This is a genomic window from Mycobacterium sp. NAZ190054, assembly GCF_001545925.1.
Lineage (GTDB): Bacteria > Actinomycetota > Actinomycetes > Mycobacteriales > Mycobacteriaceae > Mycobacterium.
Map to the genome: position 1 here is coordinate 1 of NZ_LMVQ01000495.1, position 815 is coordinate 815.

At 71.8% G+C, this 815-nt stretch carries 1 pseudogene; it reads left to right on the top strand.

Annotation, left to right across the window (positions count from 1 at the left end):
• Nucleotides 1–171 precede the first annotated feature (171 nt).
• Nucleotides 172–815: pseudogene (locus ASJ79_RS24905) on the top strand (hypothetical protein); the annotation flags it as partial.

The following is an 815-nucleotide window of genomic DNA, read 5'->3' on the forward strand; positions in this document are numbered from 1 at the left end:
GCCCGAAGTCTGCACCGCTCCGTCGTCGCTGACCACGACCGCGATGAGTTGTTCGGGCTCGATCACGCAGACCGCGGTGGTCCCGAAACCCGTCATCTGCGCGATCCGCCGCGCGAGCGCATCGGTGGCCTCCGACAGGCGGACCGGGGCCGACGGGTCCGGTCCATCGGGGTGACCTGGAGCGACGACGCGGACACCGAGGCCTCGCTGCTGTTGAAGTCCCTGGACGAAGCCGGCTTCGACAACGTCGTCCCGGTCCGCCTGTCGGAGGCCACCGATGCGCTCGCGCGGCGGATCGCGCAGATGACGGGTTTCGGGACCACCGCGGTCTGCGTGATCGAGCCCGAACAACTCATCGCGCTCGTGGTCAGCGACGACGGAGCGGTGCAGACTTCGGTCAACCACGGCGTGGTGACCGAAGAGGACCTCATCGGCTGGCTCGACTCGGTGTTCACCCGGGCCGACCGGGCGCCCCAAGCGCTGGTGCTGGTCGGCTCCGCCGAGGACCTCGACGGCCTGCTTCCGGTCCTGCAGGAGGCGCTCACGGTCCCGGTGTTCTCACCCGACGAGGCGCAGCTGGCATTGGCGCGCGGCGCGGCACTGGCCTGCGCCGGCGAGTTCACCCCCTGGCATGAACCAATGCGAGACAGCCGGACCATCTCCCGCGCACCGGTGGTCAGCCGGCGTGGCCCGGCGGTGGTGCTGGTCGCCGGTGTGGTGACTTTCGTCGCGTCGGTGTCCGCGGCGGTCGCTCTGCAGCTGGCGCCCGAGGGCCCGGTGCCGCAGGCGGGGCCCGCGGTGGCACCGGCCGCGAC